This window comes from Paenibacillus periandrae (assembly GCF_022458865.1).
Classification (GTDB): domain Bacteria; phylum Bacillota; class Bacilli; order Paenibacillales; family NBRC-103111; genus Paenibacillus_S; species Paenibacillus_S periandrae.
This window is the reverse complement of record NZ_JAJNMU010000244.1, coordinates 1-231: the sequence shown is the minus strand read 5'-3', so window position 1 is coordinate 231 and position 231 is coordinate 1. Positions and strand designations below refer to the sequence as shown.

1 protein-coding gene is annotated in these 231 nt (G+C 45.5%); it reads left to right on the top strand.

Going from position 1 to position 231, the window contains the following annotated elements:
- Positions 1 to 18 precede the first annotated feature (18 nt).
- Positions 19 to 231: hypothetical protein (locus LRL21_RS45400; protein WP_240422271.1), on the top strand; the 213-nt coding region annotated here is incomplete at its 3' end.

Below are 231 nucleotides of genomic sequence, written 5' to 3'. Positions count from 1 at the left end.
GTGACAGAAGGAGATGCTTTGTACTTCCTTGTAGATGCAAACGGAGAAAATAGTAGCGATGGGACCAAATGGGATCCGGTCATTACATATGGTGTTTCTAACGCTGCCTCCCAACAGTTCAGCTCTGTTCAGGGGCATAACAACTGGTATTACCAAGAATGGAATGGAAATAGTTACGTGAATATGGTGTGGGACAATCTGAATCAGTTTTGGCAGGGATCGCAGCCTTGG